Origin of the sequence: Tabrizicola sp., assembly GCF_030694085.1 — a bacterium.
Lineage (GTDB): Bacteria > Pseudomonadota > Alphaproteobacteria > Rhodobacterales > Rhodobacteraceae > Tabrizicola.
This window is the reverse complement of record NZ_JAUXZE010000018.1, coordinates 1-25,707: the sequence shown is the minus strand read 5'-3', so window position 1 is coordinate 25,707 and position 25,707 is coordinate 1. Positions and strand designations below refer to the sequence as shown.

Below are 25,707 nucleotides of genomic sequence, written 5' to 3'. Positions count from 1 at the left end.
CGCGCCGCGACGGGGACATGCCGATCACATCGTCCTGAGCTTCCCGCGTGGGGTGGACGCCGAGCGCGCCGAAGTCATCGCCCGGGAATGGGGGCAGGCTGTGTTCGGGTCCGGTGAGTATGGGGATGTCTGGCGCTACGTGGCTGCCCTGCACAAGGACACTGACCATCTGCATGCGCATTTCGTGGTCGACAAGCATGGCATCGAGGATGGTCGGTTCCTTTCGATCTGCCGTCATGCCGCGCTGAACTTCGATGTGATGCGCGAACTTCACGCCGAGATCAGCCAGGCGCATGGGCTGAACATTCTCGCATCGTCGCGCCTTTCGCGTGGCATCATCGAGAACCCGCCGCGCCAGTCCGAGCTGCGTGCCTCGCGAGAGGGCGGGAAGGCCACGCCCCCTCCCCCGCCGCCGCTGTCTGACGGGGAGCGAAGCCGACGGCTTGCCGCGTTGCAGGGCTTTGCCAGTGAGTACGAAGCTTTAGGCGATCTCGCCAGTCTTGCTGCCGCAACCGAAACCGAGGCGAGCGCCCCTTCCTACCTTTTCCGGCTTGCCCGGGCGCTTGGCGCCTCTGCCGCCGCTCTCAGACAAGGAGTTCCCCTGATGCCCGATCACTCGCTTCATGCCGAAGGCGACCCCGCTACACGGATTGAAGCTGCGCGCAGCGAGATGATCGCTTCCGCCACCGAGGCTTGGGAGGCAATTCGTGCCATGGAACCCTCAGCCGAGCGGGTTGACCTTGAACGAAGCTTTGCCGAGCAGGCGCGCGCCTCCCTGAAACTCGCGCCCGAAAGCATCCTCCTGGCAGAGCATGCCCAGGTTGCCGACCGGAACACCGATCCCTATCACAACCCGACCCTCGCCTCGCTGGCGCGGCTGGACCAAGGCCAGACCGAGGGGGTTTCCCTCGACGAAGGCCTGCGAGCAACCCTCGCTCACGTTCGCGACGAGATCGGCGAACGGCTGACGGCGCTCTTCTCGATCCGCGAAGAGGAGCTTCGCATAGCCGGTACGTCCGTCGAGGAAATGGTCGCCCGCTTCAGTCTGGCCGAGCGCAGTGAGGGCCAGCGGGCGAGCTGGATCACGGAGCAGCCGAACACTATGCAAAAGGTGTTCTGGATGGAAACGGAGCGTGCGCTCGGCCAGGAGGTTCGGGCGGAAGTCGCAGCCTTCAACCTATCGCCGGAGTTGACCGAGGCCGTTGCGCGCGACCAGTTGCTGAGCGCAGATCGCCATATGAAGCTCTCCGAGGTGCCCGCGTTAGAAGCCATCGTCGACCGTCTGCACGACACTCTGAAAACCGAGGATCTCGACCGCGTTCGGTCCGGCGATCTCGCACCGCTCAACGAGCAGGTCCGAGATCCAGCGCTCAGGGCTGCCGTGGCGCATGAACTGAAGAATGAGGGCGATCTTGGCGCGTCGGGCGAGGTCGGACCTTGGGCCGATCTGGCACGAGCACAGCATCGCGCTGCCGAGCTGGGGCAGCGCGACCGCGCGGCCGAACGCGACACTGGCCACGAACTCTGAGGACAAACCCATGCTTTCAAACCTCGACACCGCCTGGCGGTATCCGCTGGCGCTGCTCCTTGGCCTGCTGACCGGTCTCTACATCGGCGGCATGCTGGCGACGATCTATGTGATCACTGCCTTCCGGGAGAGCCTCGATACGCTTAGCCCCATGGGCCCCTGGTTCCTTCGCTACGCTTGGGCCGACCTCGCCGCGCGGCCTTCGGTCCTGCAGGGCGCGCTGATCATCACTGGCGCCGTGACCGTCGCCCTGACGCTCGTCGGATTAGCCGGGGTACATCGCGGCCGTCTCAACCAGTATGACGACGCGCATTTCCAGTCGCGCCGTGAGTTGAAGCGCAACCACATGGTCGGAACCCTCGATCAGAACGGCTTCATCTTCGGCAAGCTCGGCCTCCCGAAATCCGACGCGCCCTTTGTGATGGCGCCGCCCGACCGCTTCCCCCATGCGATGATGATCGCACCCACCGGCCGGGGGAAGGGCGTGGGCTTCGTCATCCCGAACCTCCTCCACTTCTCAGGCTCGGCGATCATCCTCGACGTGAAGGGCGAGAACTTCGCCAAGACTTCCATCCACCGCAAGCACGGACTCAAGAACGGCATTTGGTATTTCTCGCCCTTCGATGAGGACCGAGGATCGCACCGCTTCAACCCTCTCGCCCGGATCGCCGCCCTGCCCTCCGCCGAGCGTCAGTACACCGCGCTGAACTCGATGGCCGATCTCTTTCTCATCCCGGAAGGCGAAAGCGCGCAGAGCTTCTTCAATGCGGGCAAACGGCTCTTCATCGCCTCCTGTCTTTACGCCATCGAACAGCGTCGCCCGACCTTGGGCTTTGCTGGCGAGATCATGGCTGGGGGCGGTGACAAGAAGAAAAGCTACACGGCCATCGCCGAGACCACGAACATCCCGATCGTCTCCCGCACCTTCCTCGAGATGGCCGACGTCCCGGAAAAAACCCTCGGGGCCTATGTGTCCGTCATTCAGGGATCCGGTCTAGAACTTTGGAACGACCCCGCGGTCGACCGCGTGACCTCGGCCAGTGACTTCGACTTCTCGACCTTCCGCCGCGATCCCCAAAGCCTCTATATTGTCGTTCAGCCCGAGCACCTGAAAACCCTGGCCCCCCTCGTCCGCCTTCTCTTCGCGGATGCCATTGCCTCCCTGCAGCGCCGTGAGCCTGGTCCGGAGGAACCCCATGCTGTCATGTTCCTGATGGACGAGTTCGACCAGCTGGGCCGCCAGCCCCTGGTGCTCTCTTCCATCAAGACCATCCGAAGCTTTGGCGGCCGGTTCTTCATCATCTCCCAGACCATTCCCGGTCTCGATGACATCTATGGCGAAACCGGGCGGCGCTCTCTGCAAGGCGGCGCTGGCGTGCAGATCTACATGACACCGCAGGATGACCGGACGGCCGAGGTACTGTCGAATGCCTTGGGGCGCTCCACGATCACGGCTGTGACCGAGAGCCAGTCTCGGGTACGCGCATTGGAGGACAGCGCCAATGTCAGCAGGCGGTCGGAAGAACGGCCGTTGATTTCGGCGAACGAAGTGCTGCGGTTTCCGCTGGATGAGGTGCTGGTCCTGCCAGAAGGGCAGTATCCGATCCGGGCGCGACACATCCGGTACTATGAGGACCGGCACTTCGGGCCGATTGATCGGGCGAGGAAGGGGAAGGCGTTGCCGGACATACGGGGAAGTGGAGAGCCTGGCGGGGCTGCAATCGGAAAGCTGTCTGGGTTGGCAGCCTCCGTTGAACGTGCAGATGCCGAGGTTTTTTGTGAGGCCGCACGGGTGTTTCAGGCGATTGCAAAGAGCGCTAGAAGCCATCGGAAATTGCCCGCTCGGGTCTGAGCGGTCCTTAGTAACTGAACGTCACCGCCTGCCCTCGTGGGCAGCCCCCAGCCCATTGCGGCCGATCAGCCTTCCTGATTGTTGTGCCAAAGCCAGTGCCCGACATTCCACAAGCTGGGCAATCAAGTCTGCCGTGCATCACCAACCGGTGAACTCGGCCGATGCCGCCTCGTCGATCCGACCCGCCTCCAAGTCTAGAATGACCTCATCAAGCAGGGATAACGCCTGCTCGATCTCGTTGTCCGTTACGGTCAGCGGTGGAGTCAGTTCGAGCACATTGGAGGAAGGTCCGACGCAATAGACCACAAGGCCCCGTTCATGAGCGCGGAACATCAGACCGGCGGTGGCGGCGGCGTCGCTTGGCAGCGAAGTTTCGGCCCCCGAAATTTCAACACCAATCGCCAGGCCACGCCCGCGTATCGCACGGATGCAAGGATGGCGCAGTGCAAGATACTGCAGACCCGCCATCAAGGTTTCGCCCTTGCGAGCGGCTTCTGCGGGTAGGAACTCGGCGGCAAGAATGTCCAGCACCGCAAGTCCTGCCGCAGCGCAGACCGGGTTGCCGTGCAATGTCTGCATCGCAAAGGCGGTAGAGCAATCCATCACCCATTGCGGCCCAATCACCGCCGAAAGCGGCAATCCACCGCCCAACCCCTTGCCCAGAACAAGAATATCGGGCCGGAATCCTTCATGCTCGAAAGCATGTAGGCGCCCCGTGCGCCCCAGCCCGACCTTCACCTCGTCACAGATCGTCAGGATGCCATGCCTGCGGCACAACGCGTCCAGCCCGGCCAGAAATCCCGATGGCGGAACGACAAGACCGCCATCCGACAGGATCGGCTCGAAGATACAGGCCGCAATTGTGTCCGGCCCTATTTCGGCCAGTTGGCGCTCAAGCAGGGTGAGGATCGTGTCTGCGTCGGGTCCAAGGGGATCGGCGCCGGGATAGGGCAGCTGGATCAGGCCCGCCGCCTTGTCCGAGGCCAGCGTCGGATGGCCCGACACCGCCATCGTGCCGATGGTGCAACCGTGATAGGCGCCGGCAAAGCCGATGATCCCTTGCCGCTCTGTGGCGCGGCGCACGGCGCGAATGGCTGTTTCATTGGCATCCGACCCCGAATGGCCAAGCCAGACCTTTTGCGGCTGGTCTGATGGGAAAAGCGCGATCAGTCTTTCGGCCAGCGCTGTGGACGGGGCATTTGCCGCAGACAGGACCGAGGCCCCCGCCGGGTCGGCCACGGCGGAGCTGACCGCAGCCACCAGCGCGGGGTGGCCATAGCCAAGGCTTGCCGCGCCCCAGGCTGCCGACAGATCGATCAGCGCGCGCCCGTCATCCGTGCGCAGCACCGCGCCCTTGCCGCCAACCACCGCCTGCGGAAAGAACCGCAGCTTCTGCAAACCCGCGACCGAGGCCGCATCGCGGGCGTAAAGGCCACTCACCTCCCGGCTTCCATCGACAGCCGCAAGCATCGTTCCAGCCGCACGGCCCATGCGGCAACGCCCTGCGCGGTGGAGATCAGGTCGTGCCGCACCTCTATCAGGAAGCCTGGCAGTCCACGTGCGTCACCATGTACCGGCACAGTGTAGTCGTCATGGTCGACCCGGTAGGGTTCGTTGTCGCCGATTTCCAGCCCCTCTTCCTGTGCAAGCGCGCGGATCATCCGGCCGGAAAACTCAGCAGCCCCGGCATAGAGAATGCCCGCATGCCAAGGCCGCACCACTCCCATATAGACCGGCGTGTAGCTGTGGATGCCGACGACGAAAGTCTGCTTGCCTTCGGCAGTGCGCAGGTCAAGTCGGCGGCTGACGGCGGCGTGGAACGGGTGGAAGAAGGTCTCCAGCCTCTCTGTTCGTTCGCTGGCACCAAGGCCGCGGTTCCCCGGAATGGCGGTGGTTTCGCTGGTCTCCGGAATCAACGAAGGGTTGTCGAGCGGGCGGTTGCAATCCACCACCAGCCGCGAATATCCCGTGTGGAACAGCGGCGCGTCCAGCCGTGCCGACAAGTCGCGCGCCAGCGACAGCGCGCCGATGTCCCAGCCGATATGGCGCAGCCGCTCGGATTTGGGCAAGCCCAGATGCGCCAGCCGCCGGGGAATGCGCGGCAAGGCATGTTCGCACAAGAGCAGCAGCTCCGATGTGCCGTCCGGGTTGATGACGCCATAGGGTGGCGGTTCATCAATATCCAGCATTGGCGCGAGGGCGGTTGAGGTTCTTGTCAGCATCAGTAGACCTCGGCATAGCGGCGGCAAAGCGCTGCATCATCCAGACCGGCGACGATCTCCAACTCCTTCAGGCGCATCCCCTTCCAGCACTCAAGGAACGTGGGCGCCATCCAGCCGCAGACCAACGTGTCGGCCTCCAGCGCGGCCAGTGCCTCGTGCAGGCTGGTCGGAAGGCGACGGATGCCAAGGCGGGCGCGTTCATCGGCCGACATCTCTTCCGGGTCGCCCTTCACGATCGGCGGAGTGCTCAGGCCGGCCTTCAAGCCCTCGATCCCGGCGCGGATCAGCATGGCCAGCGCCAGATGCGGGCTGGCGGTGGCATCAGCGGCGCGGAACTCCATATTGAAGGCGCGCGAAGGGTCATGCCCTGGCCGTTCCGAGGTCGGGCAGATTCGCAGGGTCGCCTCGCGGTCCTTTTCACCCAGCGTGTTCCATGAGGCCGACCAATGGTGCGGCTTCAGGCGCTGATATGAGACGGCACTTGGCGCTGCGAGTGCCGTCAGCGCCGCCATGTGGCGCACGATCCCGGCGGCAAAGGCTCCGGCCTGCGCCGACAGCCGCCCCGGCCGTGCGGCATCGAACGTGACCGGATTGCCTTGCAGGTCGGTCAGCGACAGATGGATATGAACGCCGTTGCCCACGCCGTTCGGGTCGGTCTTGGGGCAGAAGCTGGCCCGCCAGCCCATCGTGGCAGCCAGTTCCCGGGTGACTTCGCGGATCGTCACGGCGCGGTCCGCAGCCTGAACTGCACCAGCGGGACCGCAGACGATTTCGAACTGGTCGCGGCCATACTCGGGCAGGAAACATTCCGGCGCACAGCCCGCCGCGCCGAGGGCTGCCATAAGCATCGGCCCGAACGGATCAGCCCGCCGTTGCGCCGACAGCGCAAAAGACGGCGCGGTGGGCCAGTCGGCGCCCAGGATCTGGAACTCCTGCTCAAAGGCCGCAACAACGCGCAGGCCCAGTGCCTCCAGATCAGCCACTGCTGCCTTCAGCATAGAGCGGACACACCCTTCCCAACGGGTGCCGTCGAGATTCGTGATGTCGGAGTGGTAGAAATGCAGCGGGGTTCGCCCGCCCAAGCCCTCGATCCGCACCCCGGCCTCAGGATCGGGCATAAGCCGCAGATCGCCTGAGGAACCAAATGGATTGGGGCTGGCAATCTCATCGAACGGGGTCAGCGACAGGTTCGCCGGCACCCATCCCACGCCCTTGGACAGGGCGTCCGGCAGGTCAGCTGCGGCCACCGCCCGGCCCCGGGTGATGGCGGCGATGTCGGTGGTGACAAAGGTCACAAGCTCTTCGGCTTTGATCATGATCCCCTCATGCACCCAGGTCCGCGAGGCGGGCCAGAACGGTTTCGGTATCGGTGATCCAGCAATAGCCACCATAGGCGCGCAATGCCGCCTCATGCCGTTCAGGCGTGTAGGTGGCGCAGCCATCCTTCACTACCGTTACCAGATAGCCCCGGTCTGCCGCATCGCGCACTGCCATGTCGACGCACTGGTCGGTCACGATCCCGGCGATGACCAGAAAGCGGGTATTCAGGTTGCGCAGCACATAATCAGCGTTGGTCGAATTGAAGAGACCCGACGATGTTTTAGGCAGCACCGGCTCGTTTTCTGTCGGCGTCAGGGGCGCGATGATGGCGCCTTCGGCTGCGCCCTTCGGCACATGCATGTTCGACAACTTGTGATCGAGCGAGCGGTCGCGGCCATCGGCGGTCAGGCTTTCGATGATGGTATGGCAGACGTTTTCCCCTGCCTTGCGGAAGGCATTCAGGATCTTCACCTGATTGGGGATTACGATCTCATGCACGCGCTGCATGAAATAGCTGTCGGCGGCCATCGGATGGGTCGGGTCCAGCAACGGTTCGGCCCAGATGCGCTGCATGTCCACCAGCAGGAAGGTGCAGGCACCCTTGGCATAGGCGCTGTCACGGCGGATCGTCTGGCCACCATATTCGATGGAAATCAGGTCGCTCATCTCACTCTCCGGCTTGGTCCGCGCGGCGCGGCATTTTATTGGGGTTATCGACAGGTTGGTCCTCGGTGATGCCCGAAAGGCTGCGCAGCGCCTCGATCTCAGCGATGCGGGCGCGAGAGTTGGCCGATAGCCGCGTTGTGACGGCGGCAATCAGTGCCTCGACCTGCGCCAGGGCGGGAACCATGGTGTCAAAGGGCGATGGACCCTCGACCGGGGCGGCAAGCACCACCTTTGCATTTGCAGCCAAGGGCGAGGCCCAGGGGTCGGTGAACAGAATCACCTGCGCGCCACGTTCAGTTGCGGCGGTGACGAACTGGATCGTGTCGACCTGGTAGCGACGAAAGTCAAAGGCGACGATCAGGTCACGCCGCCCGATGTCGATCAGCGAATCAACCCTGTCCGGCCAATTATCGCTGACCATCTGGCAATCTGCGCGAAGTTGGCGCAGGTGCTGCCACAGCATCCCCGCCAGATAGCCCGAGAACCGCCCGCCGATGAAATGCAGCCGCAGGGCTGGGTCGGTGACAAGCCGCGCCGCAGTTTCGAAATCTGCCGCCGGAACCATGCCTGAGGTCGCTTCAAGCATGACGACGCAGGATCGGATCACTTCGCGATAGATCTGCTCCTGCGGGACTGCGGCGGCTTTGCCCGCGTCGATCATGGCAAGAGGAGAGTTCATCCGCGCTTGGACCTCTGACAGCAAAGCCTTCTGGAAATCGGGAAATCTCTCAAAACCGAGCCGTGAAACGAATCGCACAACTGTCGGCCCGGACACCCCGGCCAGCGCGGCAAGCTGCGCCACGGTGTTCAATCCCGCCGCCGGATAGTCCGCCAACAAGGCACGCGCCACTTTCAGGTCTGACGGGGTCAACTGAACGCTGCCATCGGTCAAGCGGTCGCGGATTGCCATAGTTTCTTCCCTTGCCCGGGCGCACCCTTTGCGGCTCACTATGTAACATACGATACAAACGTCAATAGTTTTGATGTTTGTGAAATGATATTGACATAGCGACCATGGGTACACCATGCTTTGTGCAGCACCAGGCTGTCGCTGTGTTTGGGAGGGATGATGCCGCGAATTGGGAAGCAGGCTGTCAAGGGCACGATCACGCTGGCCCTGCCGCTGATCGCGCTGGCGATCGTCGCCGAGTTTTTCCTGCCGGCCGCCCTGGCGCGGCTGGCAACCCTGTATCTGATCTACTTGACCGCCGTGGTCGGCATGCAGATCTACAGCGGCAATTCGGGGATCATCTCGTTCGGTCATGCCGGTTTCATGGCGCTTGGGGCCTATGGCTCGTCGCTGCTCACCATCCAGCCTGCGGTGATGTCCACAAGTCTGCCCAATCTGCCGATATGGCTGGCCGAGATTTCTGGGGGGCAACCGCTGATGATCGGCATGGTGGGTGCATTGCTAGTTGTCGGCATTGTCGCGGCCCTTTTCGGCCTGCCTTTGTCGCGGCTGGGTGGAGCAGCGGCTTCGATTGCCACCCTGGGATTTCTGGTCATCGTCCATGTCACGCTGGTCGCGTCGGCCGACATTACGCGCGGTAGCCAGACCTTCTTCGGCGTCCCACGCGGCGTCTCAACCTTTACTGCGCTTCTGATGGCGCTGATCGCGGTGGCGGTGGCACGGATTTATCGTGATACCAGAGGCGGACTATCCCTGCGTGCCGCGCGCGAGGACGAGATCGCTGCCCGGGCCAGCGGGGTGAACGTGGCGCGCCAGCGGTTCTTGGCTTGGGTGCTGGGCGGCCTGGTTTCCGGCGCGGCGGGTGTGCTTCTGGCGCATTTTCTTGGTGCCTTCTCGCCCAAGGATTTCTACTTCAATCTGACCTTCCTTCTAATGTCGATGCTGATTCTTGGCGGCATCTCCACGGTGTCCGGGGCCGTTGGGGGCACGGCGCTGATCGTGGTTATGGTGGATCTGCTGCGCCGTCTGGAAGGCGGCGTCGATGTCTTTGGCCTGCAAGTGCCCCAGGTCTTTGGTCTGACGGACATCGGTGTCGGCCTTGTCATCCTTGCGGTGATGTATCGTCTGCGGGACGGCCTTTTTGGCCTGCGCGAGGTGGATGAGCGGCTGTTCCCTGAACTTGTCGTGATCGCTGCACCACCGGCGCAGACGGAGGTCTCCGATCAAGCGACGCTGACGATCGAACGCGTCGGGCGCCGCTTTGCTGGACTTGTGGCGCTGGAGAATGTTAGCTTTGCTGTGCGCCCTGGCCTTGTGACCGGCCTGATCGGGCCCAACGGTGCGGGGAAATCGACACTGATCAATGCCATCTCTGGCGTGGTTCCGCCCAGTTCCGGCCGTGTGCTTTTGAACGGAACCAATACTGCGCTTGTGCCTGTGCAGGAGGTGCCAATTCGCGGTCTGGGCCGGACCTTCCAGAACATCCGCCTGTTTCGCAACCTCACGGTGCTGGAGAATGTCACCGTCGCCGCCGATGCCGTCGCTGGCCCAGGCGACGACAGTCGTGCCGCAGCCATGGCGGCGCTGGCCGTGGTTGGGATGCAGGAACTTGCCAGCCGGGCCGCCAGTTCCTTGCCCTACGGAGCACAACGTCGGCTGGAAATTGCCCGTGCCCTTGCCCTGCGTCCATCGTTCCTGCTTCTGGACGAGCCCGCCGCCGGCATGAACCCGGCCGAGACCGATGCGCTGATCACCGTGCTGCGCCAGATCCGTGCCGACCACCGGGTCGGACTACTGGTGGTGGAGCACGACCTGAAACTCATCATGCGGCTTTGCGACCACATCGTCGTGCTCAACAAGGGCCAATTGATCGCCGAAGGAACGCCCGAGGAAATCCGCGCCAATCCCGCCGTGATCGAAGCCTACATCGGCAAGCGCCGTGCTGCCGCTTGAATCTTGTGCCCACCAACAGAGGAAGAACAAACATGAAAAAGAACAAACTCTTGCTGATCTCTGGCGCCTTCGCGTTGCTGGCATCGGTGCCGGCGATGGCCGAGGATCTGATCATCGGCCTTGCGACCGCGCAGACCGGCGGCCTTGCCCCCTACGACCAGCCGAACCTTGCCGGCCTGCAAATGAAGATCGACGAGATCAACGCAGCCGGCGGCATTGCCGGTAAGTTCCCGATCCAGACCATCATCAAGGACACGCGATCGGACTCGGCGCAGACCGCGCTTGTGGCGCAGGAACTGGTGGATGCCGGTGCGCAACTCATCATCACGCCCTGCGACGCCGACCCTTCGATCGCGGCTGGCATGATCACCCAAAGTGCCGGCATCCCGGCGATTTCTTTCTGCGCCACCACGCCTACACTGCCGCTGGCAGTGGGCAACTACATGTTCTCAAACTATCCCGCTGACAACGTGCAGGCCGCGATGCTGGCCGCCCATGCAGTCGAGAGCGGCTACACGACCGCCTATATCCTGACCTCGCCCGACAGCGCCTATACCCTAAAGCTGCCGCAGTATTTCGGCGAAGCATTCACCGCCAAGGGCGGCACCCTGTTGGGTGAGGGCACCTTTTCGATGGGTCAGCAGGACTTCGGCGCCGAAGTGACCAAGCTCGCCGCGATGGACCCAAAGCCCGATGTCATCATGACCTCGGCCTATGAGCCCGATTTCCCTGCCTTCGTCCGCCAGCTGCGCGGCGCGGGTGTGACGACGCCGATCCTTGGCTCGGACGGGATCGACAGCCCGACCACCTTCGGGCTGGGCGATCTGGTCGAAGGCGTCGTGTTCTCGACCGCGGGCCATGCGACCGCCGGCAGCCCGTTGGAGGCCTTCAACGTCAAGTGGACGGAAAAGACCGGCGCGGCTCCGGATACCATCTACATCGCCAATGGCTATGACCTCGGCCTCATCATCGAGGCAGCCGTCACCGCCGCCGACAGCCTCGATCCGGCCGCCATCCGAGACGGCATCGCCAATCTTGAAAACCTTCAGGGTGTGACCGGGCCGATCACCTACAAAGGCACCATCGGCATGCCTCTGCGCTCGGTTTCTCTGGTGCGAATCAAGGCGGGCGATCGGGAACTGGTCGCCCAGGGTCAACCCGACCCGGCCGACATTCCGGCCCCCTGAGCCCATTCATCGCACGGCCCGGGGTCATCCCGGGCCGTTTCCAAACCCGTCAGCCCCGCAGGATGCCCATGACAACTTCGGATAAAATCCTTCTGTCGATCGAAGGCCTGACTGTCAGCTATGGCGCGGTCGAGGCGGTGCGAGGCATCGACCTGACGGTGAAACGGGGCGAAATTGTCACCCTTCTGGGCGCCAACGGGGCGGGCAAAAGCTCGACCCTGAACGCGCTGGTGGGGCTTGCGCCGCGCAAGGCAAGACAGATGCTGTTCGAAGGCAAAGACCTTTTGGACCTTGCGCCTGAAACCATTGTCCGGCGCGGCATGACGCTGGTTCCCGAAGGCCGCCGGGTATTTTCCTCGCTGACGGTGGACGAAAACCTGATGCTGGGCGGCGCCAAACACGCCGCTCGCGGGAACCCTGCCGCAGTGAAAGCCGACATGCTGGAGCTTTTTCCTATTCTGGCCGAACGGCTGTACCAGAAAGCTGGCTCCCTCTCGGGTGGCGAACAGCAGATGCTGGCAATCGCGCGTGCGCTCATGTCGTCGCCGGATCTTCTGCTTCTGGACGAACCTTCGCTGGGCCTGGCGCCGCAGGTCGTCGACCGGATATTCGATCTGATCGGCAATCTGCGCGATCGTGGGCTGACCATCCTTCTGGTCGAACAGAACGTGGTGCAATCGCTTGAAATCGCAGATCGCGGCTATGTGCTGGCCAATGGCCGGGTCGAGCTGCAGGGCAGTGCCGCCGACCTGCGTGCTTCCTCGGAAATCCAAGACGCCTACCTCGGCGCATAAGGCCACGGAGATCGCCATGGACATCTTCTTGCAGCAACTCCTGAACGCCCTCAGCCTTGGTGGGACTTACGCGCTTCTGGCGCTGGGGCTGGCGGTGGTGTTCTCGATCATCGGACTCATCAACTTCGCCCATGGCGAGCTGATGACAATCACCGGCTATGCGATCTGCTTCGCGCTGATCTGGGGCCTGCCCTTCTCTCTGGCGGTGATTGCCGGCCTAATTGTCGCGATAACGGCAGCCCTCTTGATGGAGCGCATCGCCTTTCGCCCGGTACGGGGAGCATCTGGTACAACCCTGCTGCTGACCAGCTTTGCGGTCAGTGCGATCCTGCGCGTTCTGTTACAGAACATGATCTCGGCGCGCCCGATCCCGGTGTCGATCCCGGCCTCGCTGTCCGGCGTCGTAACCATCGGCCCGCTGCATCTGGGCATCATTCAGCTGATCTCGATCATCGTCACACTGGTCATGCTTCTAGGGTTGAACTTGTTTCTGCACCGCACGATGTCGGGCCGGGCAATGCGCGCCGCTTCCGAGGATTTCGCGGTGCTGCGCCTGATGGGCATGCGTGCCAATTCCGTGGTGGCAACAGCCTTTGCAATCTCGGGCCTTTTGGCAGGAGTGGCGGGGCTTCTCTGGGTGGCGCAGCGAGGCAGCGTTGATCCGTTAATGGGCGCGCTGCCAGTGCTGAAAGCTTTCATCGCCGCGATCATCGGCGGGCTGGGCAGCTTGTCGGGAGCTGTTGCCGGAGGCTTCCTTCTGGGGTTCATCGAGGTGATCCTGCAAGCCTATCTACCCGAAAGCCTGCTGCCCTACCGCGATGCCTTTGCCATACTGCTGGTGATCGCAGTCCTTCTGTTCCGACCCCAGGGCCTGCTGGCGCGCAAGACGCTGGTCAAGCTCTGACCGGCTGTCCCCAATTGTCCAAAGGAAAGACCATGAACCGCAAGACCCGTGCGCTGAACACGGTGCCCTTCGTCAGTGTCGAGAACATGATGAACCTTGTTCGCGACATCGGTGTGGAACGGTTCCTGACCGAACTGTCGCTCTACATCGCCGAGGACTTTCGGCGCTGGCCGTTGTTTGACAAGACCCCCCGCGTCGCTGCGCATTCCCGCGACGGGGTGATCGAGCTGATGCCGACTTCGGACGGCATCGCCTATGGGTTCAAGTATGTGAACGGTCATCCGAAGAACACTCGGGACGGGCTGCAGACCGTCACCGCTTTTGGCTTCCTGTCCGATGTGGCGACCGGCTACCCCGTGCTAATGACGGAAATGACCATCCTGACGGCGCTGCGCACTGCCGCCACCTCGGCGTTGGTGGCGCAGCACTTGATGCCCCATCGGGCGACAGTGATGGCGCTGATCGGCAACGGCGCCCAGTCGGAGTTCCAGGCGTTAGCCTTCAAGGCGATCTGCGGGATTGACGAGGTTCGGCTTTACGATATCGACCCCTCGGCCACCCGGCGTTGTGCCGCGAACCTTGCGGGCCGTGGACTGAAGGTGACCGCCTGCGACAGCGCGCAAGAGGCTGTTCTGGGTGCGGACATCATCACCACGGTCACAGCAGACAAGACCAACGCCACGATCCTGACCGATAACATGGTTGGCGAGGGCGTGCATATCAACGCGGTGGGCGGCGACTGTCCGGGCAAGACCGAGCTGCACCGCGATATCCTCACCCGTTCGCGCATCTTTGTCGAATACCCCCCGCAGACCCGGATCGAGGGTGAGATCCAGCAGCTTCCTGCCGATCATCCGGTCACCGAGTTCTGGCAGGTGCTGACCGGCACTTCCAAGGGGCGGACCTCGGACAAGGAGATTACCCTTTTTGACAGCGTCGGGTTTGCCACAGAGGATTTCAGCGCACTTCGCTATGTGCAGGACATGCTGCGTCATCACCCACGAAGCGAAGATCTTGATCTTCTGGCCGACCCGGACGAACCGCGCGATCTGTTCGGCATGCTACTACGCGCAGGGGCCGCTTGACCGCCCCAACAATCACCACTTCTGGCATTCGAGTGTCCGCTCAATCCGATTGTTCTTTTGGTCAATCGCCTCTCTCCGCCCGTCAAGATTCACACAGGCACACCATCTCCGCCACCCCGCGCCGCCCACCCTGCCGCGAAAGCTGCACCACCAAATCCACGCTCCCCTCACAGTAGCGCTTCACTTCCTCGAACCCCATGCCCAGCCCGGCGGCCATGACCATGATCGCCAACCGATCAATTGCCTTCCGGGCAGAGTCGGCGTGGATCGTTGTGAACGACCCGCCGTGCCCGGTGTTAATCGCCTCGAGGAAAGTGCGACTTTCCTCACCACGCAGCTCGCCGAGGATGATCCGATCCGGCCGCATCCGGAGCGACGCTTCCAAGAGCCGCGCCGGCGTTCGTTCGCCCTGGGCACTGCGATCCGCCTTGAGTGCGACCGCGTTCGCCTGACGGGGGAACAGTTCATAGGCATCCTCGATGGTCAGAATCCGCTCCGCCTGGTCCACCATCGACAACAAAGACCGTGCGAAGGTCGTCTTGCCGGTCGAGGTACCACCAGAAATCAGGATGTTCATGCGCTCTTCGACACAAAGCCGCATCGCATCGACAACTCGCCCGTCCTCGGCCAGCTTCATCGCCTCCCCTGCCCTTTCCCGTCGCTTTGCGTCGAGATCGACGAGACCCCCATGCAAAAGCTGCGGCTCGATCAACTGATCGGCCGCGACCTTGAACGGCCGGAAGGTGATGGCCATCCCGCCTTCCACTATGGGCGGCGCCACAACCTGCGCCCGGATCGCCATATCGCCCAAGACGATCTTTCCCGAAACGGCCGGCTTCTTGTCGGAGAATTGCACGCCGACGGCGGAAGCTATGGCCTGCCCAAGGTTGTTAGACAGGACCCGATCGATGGACAGATGCGCGACCCGCTCCATGTGCGTCGCGCCCTTTCGCTCGATCCAGACCTTTCCGTCGGGGTTGACCGCCACTTCGACCAGGTCGTCTCGCATGAACAAGGGCGCGAGCGGCGTGAGGTAACTCCCGAGGAAGCTCGGCCGATCATCCATCACCAGATTTCCAAGTCGCGATCGACCATGACCGTGATTGCGGCTCCGGGGGCGACGGTGATGATCGGCGGCAGGCTCGTATAGGCCTCGACCGCTGAGCCCATGGCCGCACTCAGGTCCTCACCCATGCTCTCGGCCGTGTCTGAACTGATCTCATCGGTGTATTTAGCGGCGGCGACAGCGGGAGCGGCCCCGAGAAGGGAAATGAGCGCAGCCGACCCGAACCGCGCGCCGAAACGGGTGTTGACCTTGCCGGTGATGCCGGAGCGTCCCTGTGCGTCGCCACCGAAAGCCTCCATCTGCACGGACTGCCCGTCCGGTGTGACGAGCCGCGTCCAAGCCACAAGAATGCGTCCCTGGCCGATGGCCACATCCGAGGAATAATCCCCGAAGAGGCGCGAGCCGGCGGGGATCAGGATCTGTGCCTGATCGAAGGACCAGACCGGCCGGGTCACGATCGCTGTAATCTGGCCAGGCAGGCTCGAGTCGACCGCATTCTCGAGCGTCGCTTCAATCATCGTGCCCTGCAGGACGGTGTTCGACGGATTGACGATCACCTGGCTGACTTCGGTGGCGGTCGCTTCGCGCCCCGACTGCACAAAATCCCGACCTGTCGCATCTCGGCCCTCGGCAGGGGCCTCAGACATCCCCACACCGGCATCCCCTGCCCCACCCTTCTGACCATCGTCGAAGACGACCGAAGGCGAGGCCACGCGGGCCGCAAGCTGCGCCTCGCGCTCGGCACGCTTGGCCGCCAATTCGGCCTCCCGCGCGGCGTCTGCGGCACCAGCGGTGTCGGCATTTGCCTTTAGGACGGCGATCTCCTGATCGAACTGCCGCCGCATGTCTTCCATGAGAGCAAGGTTCTGGGACTGTGCCTCTTCAAGGGCGAGCGCCAGTTCCTTGGCTGTCTGATCCTTTTCGGCTTCGGCTTTGTCGGCAAGATCACCCAGTTCGCGCTGCAGCCGTTCGACCTCGGACTGGAGTGTGGCGTTTCGCGCTTCGAGGTCCTCGCGCTGTGAGGCCAGTTCCCCTTCGATGTCGGAGAACCCATCCCCAGCGGGCTTCGCTTCCGGTCCGGGCTCAATCGCTCCGAAGGGCGAGCCGCCCGCCTGATCCTGGAATTCCTCAACGGCTGAGGTTTCGACATCGGGGATGGCGCGGCTGGAAGGCCAGACCGTCCAGAGCGCGGCAAGGCTCGCCCCTGCCAGCAGTGCGCCCATGCCAAGTCGCTGCTGCCGGGTCATTTTTGGCTTGGGTCGCTCGACCTTGTAGTCCGGCTCAGTGCCCTTCTGCGGATCGGTCATCTCGGGATCAGCCATGTCAGAACTCCCATCCCTGAAGCTTGGCGAGCACGGCTGGGTCGGTGGTCACGCCGCCGTCCACCCGCTCGATGCACAGAACCTGGCCGCCGATCCGGATCGAATAGGCGGAGCGCAGACCCGAAACACGGACGATGCTGCCCCGAGTGCCGGAGTTCAGCGTCACCTCGCGGCCTGTCGCATCGACGCCGAAGATCGATGGCCGGAGACCTGGCGCGAAGGCGAAGTAGGTCGCCTGCCCATCGTTCCAGATATGGACAGGTTTCAGGGTCTCATCGCCCGACCAAGCATAGCCGATGTCGCGCGAACCTACGGCCACCGTGCTGCGGGCGGTCCGGCTTGTGCCCGTCTCAGGATAGCGCAGGACGAGCCGATAGGTCGGGTTACGAGACCTGCCCTCGCTGATCGACAGCGAGACCGTGCGTCGCCCAGTATAGACTGTCATGTTGGTCTCGGCCCCGGGGATCAGGGGTTTCACCGAGACCGTGGTCCGGTTCGAGAGCACCTCGACCTCGAAGGCTTCACTGTCGCCGAGAAGAACCGAGTCGATCCGCTCGCCGCCACCCAGTTCGATGGCGGTGTTCACGCGGAGATGCGTGTCGAGCCGGATGACATCGACGGGGTTGTAGAGGACCGACCGGACACGCGCGTCGGCGCCCATCGACGCAGGCGCAACTTCAGTAGAGGCGACGCTCGCGAAGCCGAGGGCGCAGGCTAAGGTAAGTCCCGGGAGGAGAAGAGAACGGGTCATGGATTGGACTCCAGGGTTTCGGCGTCGACGCGGTAGGCCGAGACGGTGAAGCCGAGCGGGTTTTCCCAGACATGGGCGAGGGAGCGCTCGGTCTTCGGCTCGAAGGCGAACTCGACTGTGGCGACAAAGGGTTGCGTCACCGGCTCTTGCTTCGTCTTGCGCAGGGTTTTCAGGAAACGGATCTGGGCGACGTTCGGCGAAAGGAACGTGATCCGGCGCACGGTCACCGTGACTTCCGCACCGGGCCCATAGACCTCGGGCGGATAGGCAGAATTGCCGCTGCCCTTCGACCAGAGAAGTCGCAGACTTTCCTCCGCGCCCCCTGTGGAGCGGCGCTGGACGCTCTCGAGCCGGGCTTGAATGCCCGCGAGGAAATAGCCTTCGCGATCTGAGACGTAAGCCACGAGGAGGCTTTGCTTCAGCGCTTCCTGGTCCTCGATCCCGGTCGGGGCGACCTGCAGGATGTTTTCGGCGTCACCCGTCTGCCGATCGACGAGGACGGTGAAGACCTGGGTTTCCCGCAAAGGCAGGACGAGGACCAGTGCGGTTGCAAGGATCAGGCTCAGCCCGCCCGCGGCACTCGCGACAATCCAGGCGCGCCGGGCCGAGAGGCGGGGCTCCAGCACGAGATCGACATCAAATCCATGCGCCTCCATGGGCGGTCCTCCACTTCTCGAATTCTGGGGCATCAGCTTTTGTCCGATGTCCGGCTGGCGAGCCGCATCGCCGTCTGCACGGCGGACCTGCCGATCTGTCCGGCGGTATTGCCGTTCAGACGTGCATCCGATGGTCGGCGGCCGCCGGCATCCAATCCAGCCGCTCCCCGCCCTGCGCCGATCCCGGACGCGATGCCGGTGCGTCCGTAACCCTTGACGCTGTCGGCGGTACGGAAGGTCGAGGCTGCGACGCTGCCAAGACCGGTCGCGGTCGACGCGAGCGACTGCGCGATCGTCGGCACCATGGCCATGAGGCCAGTTCCGAGCATCATGACGACCACGAAGCTCAGGACATCGCCGATGGTTTCGACCGAGGCGAGCGAGGCCGGGGTGAGGTCCTCCGCGATGTAGATCGTGAAGGCCGCCATGCCGGACGTCAGCATCGGATAAAGAGCAAAGCCGAGGGCAAGGTTCACCCACCGGTCAAAGAGCGGGGCGGTGACCTTGAAAAGTGTGCAGCCGATTGCGACGGGTGCGAAGATGACGAGAACGCCGATCATGATCTTCGCGGCCGAGATCACGATGATCGACACCGTCGCCATCAGGGCCGCGACCAAGAACATCAGGAGGCCCGCAAGGGCACCAGTGATGTAGCTGCCATTCTGGCTGATCGCCTGACCTACATCGAGGGCTTGAAGGTAGAGGGCATCCAAACCCTCGTAGAGATTGCCCGATCCATCTCCAAACGCGTTCATCACGACAGCCCCGATCTCACTCGGGGCATTGGTCAGGACACCGTAGACCGAATTGAAGTTCGTCCAGGACGACAAGAAGGCCGACGCGACTGCGATCCGCACCATCAGACCGAGCCCGTTGCGAAGTGTCATTGGCACGGCTTGTGCCATCAGGTTGATCCCGACCAGCGCCACCACCAGAACAGACCCGACCCGGAAGACCGGCACGATCTCGGCGGCCACGGCATCAAATGCCGTAGCGCCAACCGCTGTTGCGGCGGCATCGACCTGGGTCAGGATGTCGGCAATGATTGCCATGGATCACTTGGCCCGGCAGCTTTGTTCGAGGTCTCGAAATCGCGCTTCGGTCGCGCGCCGATCTTGATCTCGTATGCTTTCCAGCGTTGGACGGTCAGCATCGGTCAGTTCCGATGCTGACTTTCCCAACTCGGCCGCGACGAAGGCGTCGAAGGTGAAGCCCTCGAAGAGGCAAGCGCAGGAGCCTTCTTCAAGCCGCCGCGACATGGCCACGCGGAAATAGGCTTGCCGAGCCACTGCGCGGAACTTCCAATCGGTGATCCCATCGGGCAGATCGATCACCTCTTCGCAGGCAGGCCTGTCTGCGGCGGCAAAGATCCCGGTCCCGCGCCGCTGCATTTCGGTCAGGAGGTCCAGAGCGGCGTCTGCATCCTGCGCCACCACCGCTTCCCGGGTTCTTTCGGCCAGCTGGACATCGCTCAATGAGGCGAGGTCCTCCGCTGCGGCGAAGTTGGCAAGGCAGACGAGGACAGCAACCGCCGCGATCTGGTGAGACGCCCGCCGCATCATTCGGCCCCCGAATAGTCGAAGAAGCTCTTTTCCTTGGCCTGTTCTGCGGCCCAGTTCACACCCGTCTGCCCGGCAGCGAGCCCGGCAGCCGCGTTCAGGCGCCACATCTGGCCGAGCATGTAGTTGGTCTCGGCGGCCATACGGGTGTTGAGATCTATGCTTTCCTTGAGAGTTTCCTGGTTCGCGATCTCGTCAACGAGCCCGTCGATCCGCGCGAGGCTTTGGGCAGCTTCCTCGTAGGAAAGCTGCGCCACGCCCATGGCCGTGGCGCTCGTAGCAGCGGTCGTCGCGATGAGCTTGTCCTGCGGGTTCTCCGATGACGACAACCCGGCCAGGGTTTCCGAGGTCAGGCCGGCCCTTTCCAGCGTGTCGCGCATATACTCGGCGGCCATCTTGTCGCCCATGGTCACATCGCCATCGAGAAGGCTTTCAAAAAGCCCGTCGAAATCCCCGATGGTGAGCGCATCCTGGAAGCCGGAAAGGTCAGTGATTTTGGCCGCGCGCGAGCGCAGGTCCTCCACCGAATTGTAGAGGCTTGCGATCTCGTTCAGGCCCGAGATTGATCCGAGGATGCCTTCGAGGTTGGTCAGCTGCTCGAGACCGGTCTCGACCTGCTTCTTCAATTCTTCGATCTGCGCGATCTGGTTTTCGGCATCGCGAAGTGCCGCCTGCAGCTGCTCGATGTTCTTGGCAAGGTTGGTGCCGTCGATGACGGGCACGCCTTGGGCCAGAAGAGGTGATGCCAGGATCGATGCACAGACGGCGAGCGCGAGGCGCGCCCTCGTTCGAAGGACGGCAGGTCTCACGGAGTGTACTCCCAGAAGGTGGTGTATTGCAGGGATTGCGCGGCGTCCGAGAGCCCACGGGCCGCCTCGACTTTGACGGCACCCGCGCGCAGCCGCAGCGTCAGGGCCGTAAGGCGCGCGCGTTCGGCGAGCATGTAGGTGTTCTGATCGACCGCTTCTTTCGGGGTCTGGGGCTTGGCCTCTTCAAGGAACCCCTTGATCCGCGCCATGGCCGCCTCGATCTGCCCCGACTGCTGGCCGGAATAGCCGATGAAGGCTGAGGACATGTTGCCCCATTCGGCACTCGCACCCTCCACCCCCGCCAACGTGCCCGTCACGTCCGCGCCGGTGATCACCGAAAGATAGGCGTCATAGTAGCCCGAGATCCGGCGGACGTAGTTCTGGGTTTCCTCGAAAGGAGGGATGCCACCGTATTTCTGGACGTTGCCGGGCCCTGCGTTGTAGGCCGCAAGCGCGAAGTCGATCCGGCCGAAGCTGTTGAGCTGGGTCGCGAGATAGCGTGCGCCACCATCGAGGTTCTGCAGCGGGTCGGTCGGATCGACACCGAGATCGGCGGCAGTGCCGGGCATCAACTGGCAAAAGCCCATGGCCCCGACCGGGCTGATCGCCGCGTTGGAGAACCCGCTTTCCTGCTTCACCAGCGACTGGAAAAGAATGCGCCAGGTCGTGGGCGTGAGCCCGACCTTCACGACACCGGGGTGGGTCTCATACCGCGCCGCCGTGGCGATGATCATCGCCTCGACCGTCTCGCCTTCACCGAAGAGCCGCTGGCTTTCCGGGCTTGTCTCCTCAAGGGGATAGGCTTCGTCGGCAGGAGGGAAGGTTCCCGTCCCCATCTCGAAGCCGCTGAGGTCGGTCACGCCGGTCGTATCCGCGAGGAAACGCTCATAAGCGGTCAGCTGGTCATCTTCGATCTCGCTGAGTTCCGTGCGCGTGGCGAGTTTCTCACCCTGCTTCACGGCGTCTTCAGCCTGTTCGGCAAGCCGCGAGATGAAGTTCGACAGCCGCGAGCCGTCGATGATCGGCACGCCTTGGGCCAGGAGGCCCATGGGCACCGCAGTGCCGAGGAGAAGTCCGAGAAGGAGCGGTGCGCGACGCATACGGTGGCTCAGTTCGCGCAAGTCGTGTCGGGGGCGTTCATCGTCGAGACGACGACCGTCGTGCCGTCACTTTGCTCGTGCGCTGCGAAGTATTTGCCCTCGGCCCGGAACTGACCGTGGCAGGGGGAGACGGCCCCCGTCTCGACACCGGCGCAGGCGGAGAGGAGGGTGAGCCCGACAAGGGAAGCGGGGATCAAGCGGTTGCGTCTGGTCACGTCATGTCCTTCCAGAAGTCGGGGTTGTCGCGCCAGCTATAGGGCGCGCGGTCTTCACCGGATCGGCCGCCGCCAAGCACGGCGAGCGCGGGTCCGAGGGCCGCGAGATCCATGTTCACGAAGACCGAGTCTCCGGCCGAGCGCAGGAGGGCGAGGCGCAGGCCGCCCGTGGGCGTGCAGAGGAACTCGGCCTCTTTCTCGTTCAGCCGCAGGATCCGGTAATCCTCGGGGTTTGCGCGCGGGTTCGGGTAGAGAAGCTGGGTCACTACGCTTTCCGCGATGATTTGTCCGACCTTGACCCGTGTCAGATGGGTCGGAGTCTGGGTCAGCATCATCACCACGGCATTCTTCTTCCGCATCGTGACGAGCCAATCGTGCAGGCGCTTCTCGAAGATCGGATCGTCGAGCATCTTCCAGGCTTCATCGATGACGATGAGGGTCGGACGGCGATCCTCGATCACCCGTTCGATGCGCCGGAAGAGGTAGGCCAGAAGCGCTGAGCGCTCGGTCCCGAGATCGAGGATCTCCGACATGTCGATGCCGACCACATCTTCGGACAGGCTGATCTGGGATGTGGCCCCGGGCCCGAAGAGCCAGCCATGCCGACCCCCCTGCCCCCATTCCCGGACCCTTCCCACCAGATCGCCCTCGTCGTCTGTCGAGGCGACGAGGGTTGCGAGGCCGTCGAAAGTCCTCAGCCGCGGATCGGCCGAAACGATCTGACGGACGGCGGCGTTCAGGCTGACGGTTTGAGCGGTCTCGAAGGGGCGCGACCCTGCAAGGATGTCACCAAGCCAGTCGGTGAGCCAGGCCGCCCCGCGCTCGTCGACCTCGGTCTGAAACGGATTGAGGCCTGTCGCCTCGCCGATCCGGATCGCGGAATAGCTCCCGCCCAGAGCGCGCACGGCCATCTCGAGGCCCCGGTCCTTGTCGATGACGAGGATGCGAGCATGCACCCTTCTGGCCTGTGCCATCAGGAAAGCCGTGCCGAGGGTCTTGCCCGACCCGGTCCGACCCAGAACCAGCGTGTGGCCAGCGCTCGGCTCGGCACCGCGCTCGCCCTTATCGTGGAAATTGAAGCGGTAGAGGCTCGAGGTCACCGTCGGCAGCGCCGTGATCGTCTCGCCCCAGGGCGACTGTGCCTTGGAGCGACCTTCCGTCACCCGGTGCAGCGCTGCGAGGTGGGCGAAGTTCTGGGCTGACAGAAGTGCGGTGCGCGGGCGGTAGGCCCAGTTGCCCGGGGCCTGGGCGAACCAGGCCGCGCGGGCGGCGAAACTCTCACGAACGAGGGTCGCCCCGCAATCCTGTCCGGCGCGCCAGACTTCGGAGGCGGCTTCCTCCAGCTGTTCCGGGGTCTCGGCCGTGACCATGACCGTCAGGTGATGTTTGCCGAAGACTTGTCGGCCCGAGGCGACATTGTCGGCGGCCTCATACAGTTCCTGACGCAGGGTTTCAGCGGCATCCTCAGAGGCACGCATCTGGCGTGCCGTGCGCTTGATGCGCTCTTCGATTTCGTTGTTGCGCGCGGGGGTGAAGCTGTTGGTGATGACGATGTCGTAGGGCAGTTCCAGCGCGTCGAGCATCCGCGCCCAGGTGCGGGCCGGATAGGATTTCACGCCGAAAATCGTCCCGAAACGCATCCCTTCGCTGGTTTCGATTTCCACCCGTTTGCCAGCAAAGATCATCTGCGATGACGCGACAGCCTCGGCAAGAAATTGGCCGCGCATCGGAAGCACCTTGGCCATCGGCTGCCCAAGAAGGACGCCAAGGAGACCCAGCCATTCCCCGGAGGAAACGGTCAGCCGCCGGAAGCCCAGACCCTGGCAGGCCCCGGCCAAAAGACCCATCGCTTCATTCAGGCGCTCGATCCTCTGGCCGAGGTCGCCTGTGAAGGCTGCCTTGAAGAGTGCGCCGATCAAAGGGACACGTTTTAGTACTGTGGGGCGAAGGATGAGCGAGACCACCAGCACTCGCCGCTTCAGGGTGCGGGCGCGAAGATGTCCCTGCCATCGGGCATCGACCATTGCCGCGAATTCGGCCCCGATGCCCTCACCATCGAAGGGCTTCAGCTGGGGTGCGTCCGGCAGGGTCAGCTTGGAGACATGGAACCCGAAGCCTTCGCCCAACTGGCCGATCAGCCGCGCAAGCGAAGTGGTCGCGAGTGAGAGGTCCCCTTCTTCCGTCGTGAAACTGTCCTGCCCCTCGACCACGGCAGAGGCGATCAGGTCACCCTGCCGGGTCAGGATCAGATTGTCCGCAGGTGCGGACAGCCAGGGCAAGTGCCGGGCGAAGGTCTCGGCTGCGAGATCCTCAGGCCGCAAGACAGATCGAAGCGCCGGGGTGGCCGGGAAGAGGGATTTGAGGTCAGCTGACATGGCGATCTCCGCCAAAGGCCGACTTGCCCCGTGTGCGCGGGGTGCGGGAAAAGACCACCGCAACGGTCTCGAAGAGGTTCGGGTTGCGATCCGCGACGAACCACAAGACCGGATATCCGATGACGCCGATCAGCAGAAACCGCCAGTCGTTCGCCCCAACGAAGGGAATGACCGAGCCCAGCATCATGCTCACGAAGTAGCCGTTGGGAATGAAGAAGATCTTCGGCGGCCGGGTGAGGCCGCGAAACAGGGGCGCGTCATGCATGGGGAACATCCGAGGGAGCGGCCAAGCCGAGTGGGCGATGCCACCCGGCCTGTCGCCGATCCCGCCTTAGGGGGCCGCAAAGCCGTCGATGATGGTCGCGGCCGAGAAGACGAGGACCACACCGAAGAAGATCGCAAGGAAGAGGGGCCAGTTCAGGCGGCCGGTGAACATCATGTAGCCGGCAGCCACGACAGCAAGGATGGCGATCAGCCGTCCGATCGGGCCGGTCAGCCCGTCCACCACGACCTGCAGCATGTTCTCCAAGGGGTCGAGGTTCTGCGCGAGAGCGGGCTCCGCGAGGATTGCCGCGAAGGGCAGCGCCAGCAAAAGGGTGTGCAAAGCCAGGCGCGGCAATCGCACGCCAAAAAGATTGCGGAACATGGGGGTTACTCCGAACTGAGGGTTGCGTTGGTCAGCCGCAAAACCTTGGCCACATGGCCCTCGGTCTCGGCATAAGGGGGAATGCCGCCATAGTCGCGGACCGCTTCGGGTCCGGCATTGTAGGCGGCCAGAGCAAGATCTGCAGCGCCGAAGTCCTCGAGCTGGGCGAGGAGATAGCGGGCCGAGCCGTGGAGGTTCTCTTCCGGATCATGGGGATCGACACCGAGGAGATCGGCGGTACCGGGCATCAGCTGACCGAGGCCGATGGCACCGACCGATGAGCGCGCATCCGGATTGAAGGCGGATTCGACTGCGATGTTTGCCCGAAAGAGCGCAAGCCATTCCGTCCCGGAGAGACCGGCCGCTTTCAGCGCCGGATGGCGGAGGTAGTCGTCGCCCACATCAAGAACGAGATCCTCGATCTCGGCTGTGCCACGCGGACCCCTGCCCTTCGGGGTCGCACCATAGGACGCAAGCACAACGAGACCGTCGTCAGCTGCATCGGTCTCAACACCATCTGCGAACTCGGCGCCGCTCAGATCGCCGCGTTTGGGAAGCTCTTTGCCAAAGTCGAGAACGCTGGTCCGAACCCGCAGGTCCTCTGCCCCTGCCCCAAGGTCGATGACCTCGGCTACGGCACCTTGTCCGGCAATGAGCCAAAGCGCCAGCCCGCCGCAGAGGGTCAGATCAGGGAATGGGCTCCACCGCTGCGTCATGGGTCCAGGTCGCCTTCTCGCCCTTCTTCAAAGGAACGGGGACCGTGGTCAGACCCAACTCGACCGCGAAG

General features: G+C 63.5%; 25 protein-coding genes. 7 read left to right on the top strand and 18 right to left on the bottom strand.

Going from position 1 to position 25,707, the window contains the following annotated elements; genetic code table 11:
- Positions 1-1,528, top strand: a 1,528-nt coding sequence (locus Q8M85_RS03035) for a relaxase/mobilization nuclease domain-containing protein (protein ID WP_305540082.1), incomplete at its 5' end; no start/stop codon positions are given.
- 10 nt (positions 1,529-1,538) lie between these two features.
- Positions 1,539-3,380, top strand: coding sequence for a type IV secretory system conjugative DNA transfer family protein (locus tag Q8M85_RS03030; protein ID WP_305540079.1), 1,842 nt, complete (start codon positions 1,539-1,541; stop codon positions 3,378-3,380).
- A 138-nt stretch (positions 3,381-3,518) separates the two neighbouring features.
- Here the strand turns inward: Q8M85_RS03030 and Q8M85_RS03025 are convergent, their stop codons facing one another.
- The 5 genes from Q8M85_RS03025 to Q8M85_RS03005 are packed head-to-tail and all read right to left on the bottom strand — an operon-like array spanning position 3,519 to position 8,498.
- Positions 3,519-4,850 carry an aspartate aminotransferase family protein gene (locus Q8M85_RS03025; protein WP_305540075.1) on the bottom strand — a complete coding sequence of 444 codons (1,332 nt, stop codon included), beginning with the start codon at positions 4,848-4,850 and terminating at the stop codon, positions 3,519-3,521.
- Positions 4,817-5,602, bottom strand: a complete 786-nt coding sequence (locus tag Q8M85_RS03020; RefSeq protein ID WP_305540073.1) for an N-formylglutamate amidohydrolase — start codon at positions 5,600-5,602, stop codon at positions 4,817-4,819. The genes Q8M85_RS03025 and Q8M85_RS03020 overlap by 34 nt, the downstream gene beginning before the upstream one ends.
- Positions 5,602-6,918, bottom strand: coding sequence for a glutamine synthetase family protein (locus Q8M85_RS03015; RefSeq protein WP_305540070.1), 1,317 nt, complete (start codon positions 6,916-6,918; stop codon positions 5,602-5,604). Before Q8M85_RS03015 ends, Q8M85_RS03020 begins: the two co-directional genes overlap by 1 nt.
- A 7-nt stretch (positions 6,919-6,925) precedes the next feature.
- Positions 6,926-7,588 (bottom strand): isochorismatase family cysteine hydrolase, encoded by a 663-nt coding sequence (locus tag Q8M85_RS03010; RefSeq protein WP_305540067.1) that lies wholly within the window; start codon positions 7,586-7,588, stop codon positions 6,926-6,928.
- 1 nt (position 7,589) lies between these two features.
- Complete coding sequence (locus tag Q8M85_RS03005) at positions 7,590-8,498, bottom strand: MurR/RpiR family transcriptional regulator (protein WP_305540065.1); 909 nt, start codon at positions 8,496-8,498, stop codon at positions 7,590-7,592.
- A gap of 159 nt (positions 8,499-8,657) precedes the next feature.
- On the opposite strand from Q8M85_RS03005, the gene Q8M85_RS03000 reads away from it, so the two are divergent.
- From Q8M85_RS03000 to Q8M85_RS02980, 5 genes are all read left to right on the top strand, one after another.
- Positions 8,658-10,451 (top strand): ATP-binding cassette domain-containing protein, encoded by a 1,794-nt coding sequence (locus Q8M85_RS03000; protein WP_305540062.1) that lies wholly within the window; start codon positions 8,658-8,660, stop codon positions 10,449-10,451.
- 32 nt (positions 10,452-10,483) lie between these two features.
- The gene (locus tag Q8M85_RS02995) at positions 10,484-11,638 is read left to right on the top strand and encodes an ABC transporter substrate-binding protein (protein ID WP_305540059.1); all 1,155 of its coding nucleotides are present in this window, start codon (positions 10,484-10,486) and stop codon (positions 11,636-11,638) included.
- Positions 11,639-11,706: 68 nt separating this feature from the next.
- Positions 11,707-12,432, top strand: coding sequence for an ABC transporter ATP-binding protein (locus Q8M85_RS02990; protein WP_305540056.1), 726 nt, complete (start codon positions 11,707-11,709; stop codon positions 12,430-12,432).
- Positions 12,433-12,448: 16 nt separating this feature from the next.
- Positions 12,449-13,336: a branched-chain amino acid ABC transporter permease gene (locus Q8M85_RS02985; RefSeq protein WP_305540053.1), complete on the top strand. Its 888-nt coding sequence runs from the start codon at positions 12,449-12,451 to the stop codon at positions 13,334-13,336.
- 32 nt (positions 13,337-13,368) lie between these two features.
- Positions 13,369-14,421 carry an ornithine cyclodeaminase gene (locus Q8M85_RS02980; RefSeq protein ID WP_305540049.1) on the top strand — a complete coding sequence of 351 codons (1,053 nt, stop codon included), beginning with the start codon at positions 13,369-13,371 and terminating at the stop codon, positions 14,419-14,421.
- 82 nt (positions 14,422-14,503) lie between these two features.
- Here the strand turns inward: Q8M85_RS02980 and virB11 are convergent, their stop codons facing one another.
- The 13 genes from virB11 to Q8M85_RS02915 form a co-directional block, all read right to left on the bottom strand.
- Positions 14,504-15,487 carry a P-type DNA transfer ATPase VirB11 gene (gene virB11 / locus Q8M85_RS02975; RefSeq protein WP_305540046.1) on the bottom strand — a complete coding sequence of 328 codons (984 nt, stop codon included), beginning with the start codon at positions 15,485-15,487 and terminating at the stop codon, positions 14,504-14,506.
- Positions 15,487-16,809, bottom strand: coding sequence for a TrbI/VirB10 family protein (locus Q8M85_RS02970; RefSeq protein ID WP_305540043.1), 1,323 nt, complete (start codon positions 16,807-16,809; stop codon positions 15,487-15,489). The genes virB11 and Q8M85_RS02970 overlap by 1 nt, the downstream gene beginning before the upstream one ends.
- 1 nt (position 16,810) lies before the next feature.
- Positions 16,811-17,560 (bottom strand): TrbG/VirB9 family P-type conjugative transfer protein, encoded by a 750-nt coding sequence (locus tag Q8M85_RS02965; RefSeq protein ID WP_305540041.1) that lies wholly within the window; start codon positions 17,558-17,560, stop codon positions 16,811-16,813.
- A complete protein-coding gene (locus tag Q8M85_RS02960; protein WP_305540038.1) occupies positions 17,557-18,216 on the bottom strand; it encodes a virB8 family protein in 660 nt (219 codons plus the stop codon). The genes Q8M85_RS02965 and Q8M85_RS02960 overlap by 4 nt, the downstream gene beginning before the upstream one ends.
- Before the next feature lie 32 nt (positions 18,217-18,248).
- Positions 18,249-19,268 (bottom strand): type IV secretion system protein, encoded by a 1,020-nt coding sequence (locus Q8M85_RS02955; RefSeq protein ID WP_126976270.1) that lies wholly within the window; start codon positions 19,266-19,268, stop codon positions 18,249-18,251.
- A 3-nt stretch (positions 19,269-19,271) separates the two neighbouring features.
- On the bottom strand, positions 19,272-19,775 hold the full coding sequence (locus tag Q8M85_RS02950; protein ID WP_305540034.1) for a hypothetical protein: 504 nt from the start codon (positions 19,773-19,775) through the stop codon (positions 19,272-19,274).
- The gene (locus Q8M85_RS02945) at positions 19,775-20,584 is read right to left on the bottom strand and encodes a type IV secretion system protein (protein WP_164738207.1); all 810 of its coding nucleotides are present in this window, start codon (positions 20,582-20,584) and stop codon (positions 19,775-19,777) included. The genes Q8M85_RS02950 and Q8M85_RS02945 overlap by 1 nt, the downstream gene beginning before the upstream one ends.
- Positions 20,581-21,684 carry a lytic transglycosylase domain-containing protein gene (locus Q8M85_RS02940; RefSeq protein ID WP_305540026.1) on the bottom strand — a complete coding sequence of 368 codons (1,104 nt, stop codon included), beginning with the start codon at positions 21,682-21,684 and terminating at the stop codon, positions 20,581-20,583. Before Q8M85_RS02940 ends, Q8M85_RS02945 begins: the two co-directional genes overlap by 4 nt.
- Positions 21,685-21,692: 8 nt before the next feature.
- Entirely contained in the window at positions 21,693-21,899 is a 207-nt protein-coding gene (locus Q8M85_RS02935) for a hypothetical protein (protein WP_126976267.1), read from the bottom strand.
- Positions 21,896-24,274 carry a type IV secretion system protein B4 gene (locus Q8M85_RS02930; RefSeq protein ID WP_305540021.1) on the bottom strand — a complete coding sequence of 793 codons (2,379 nt, stop codon included), beginning with the start codon at positions 24,272-24,274 and terminating at the stop codon, positions 21,896-21,898. Before Q8M85_RS02930 ends, Q8M85_RS02935 begins: the two co-directional genes overlap by 4 nt.
- Entirely contained in the window at positions 24,264-24,539 is a 276-nt protein-coding gene (locus Q8M85_RS02925; RefSeq protein ID WP_305540018.1) for a type IV secretion system protein VirB3, read from the bottom strand. The genes Q8M85_RS02930 and Q8M85_RS02925 overlap by 11 nt, the downstream gene beginning before the upstream one ends.
- Positions 24,540-24,605: 66 nt before the next feature.
- Positions 24,606-24,920 carry a TrbC/VirB2 family protein gene (locus Q8M85_RS02920; RefSeq protein WP_125327832.1) on the bottom strand — a complete coding sequence of 105 codons (315 nt, stop codon included), beginning with the start codon at positions 24,918-24,920 and terminating at the stop codon, positions 24,606-24,608.
- A gap of 5 nt (positions 24,921-24,925) precedes the next feature.
- The gene (locus Q8M85_RS02915) at positions 24,926-25,636 is read right to left on the bottom strand and encodes a lytic transglycosylase domain-containing protein (RefSeq protein ID WP_371135183.1); all 711 of its coding nucleotides are present in this window, start codon (positions 25,634-25,636) and stop codon (positions 24,926-24,928) included.
- Positions 25,637-25,707 lie beyond the last annotated feature (71 nt).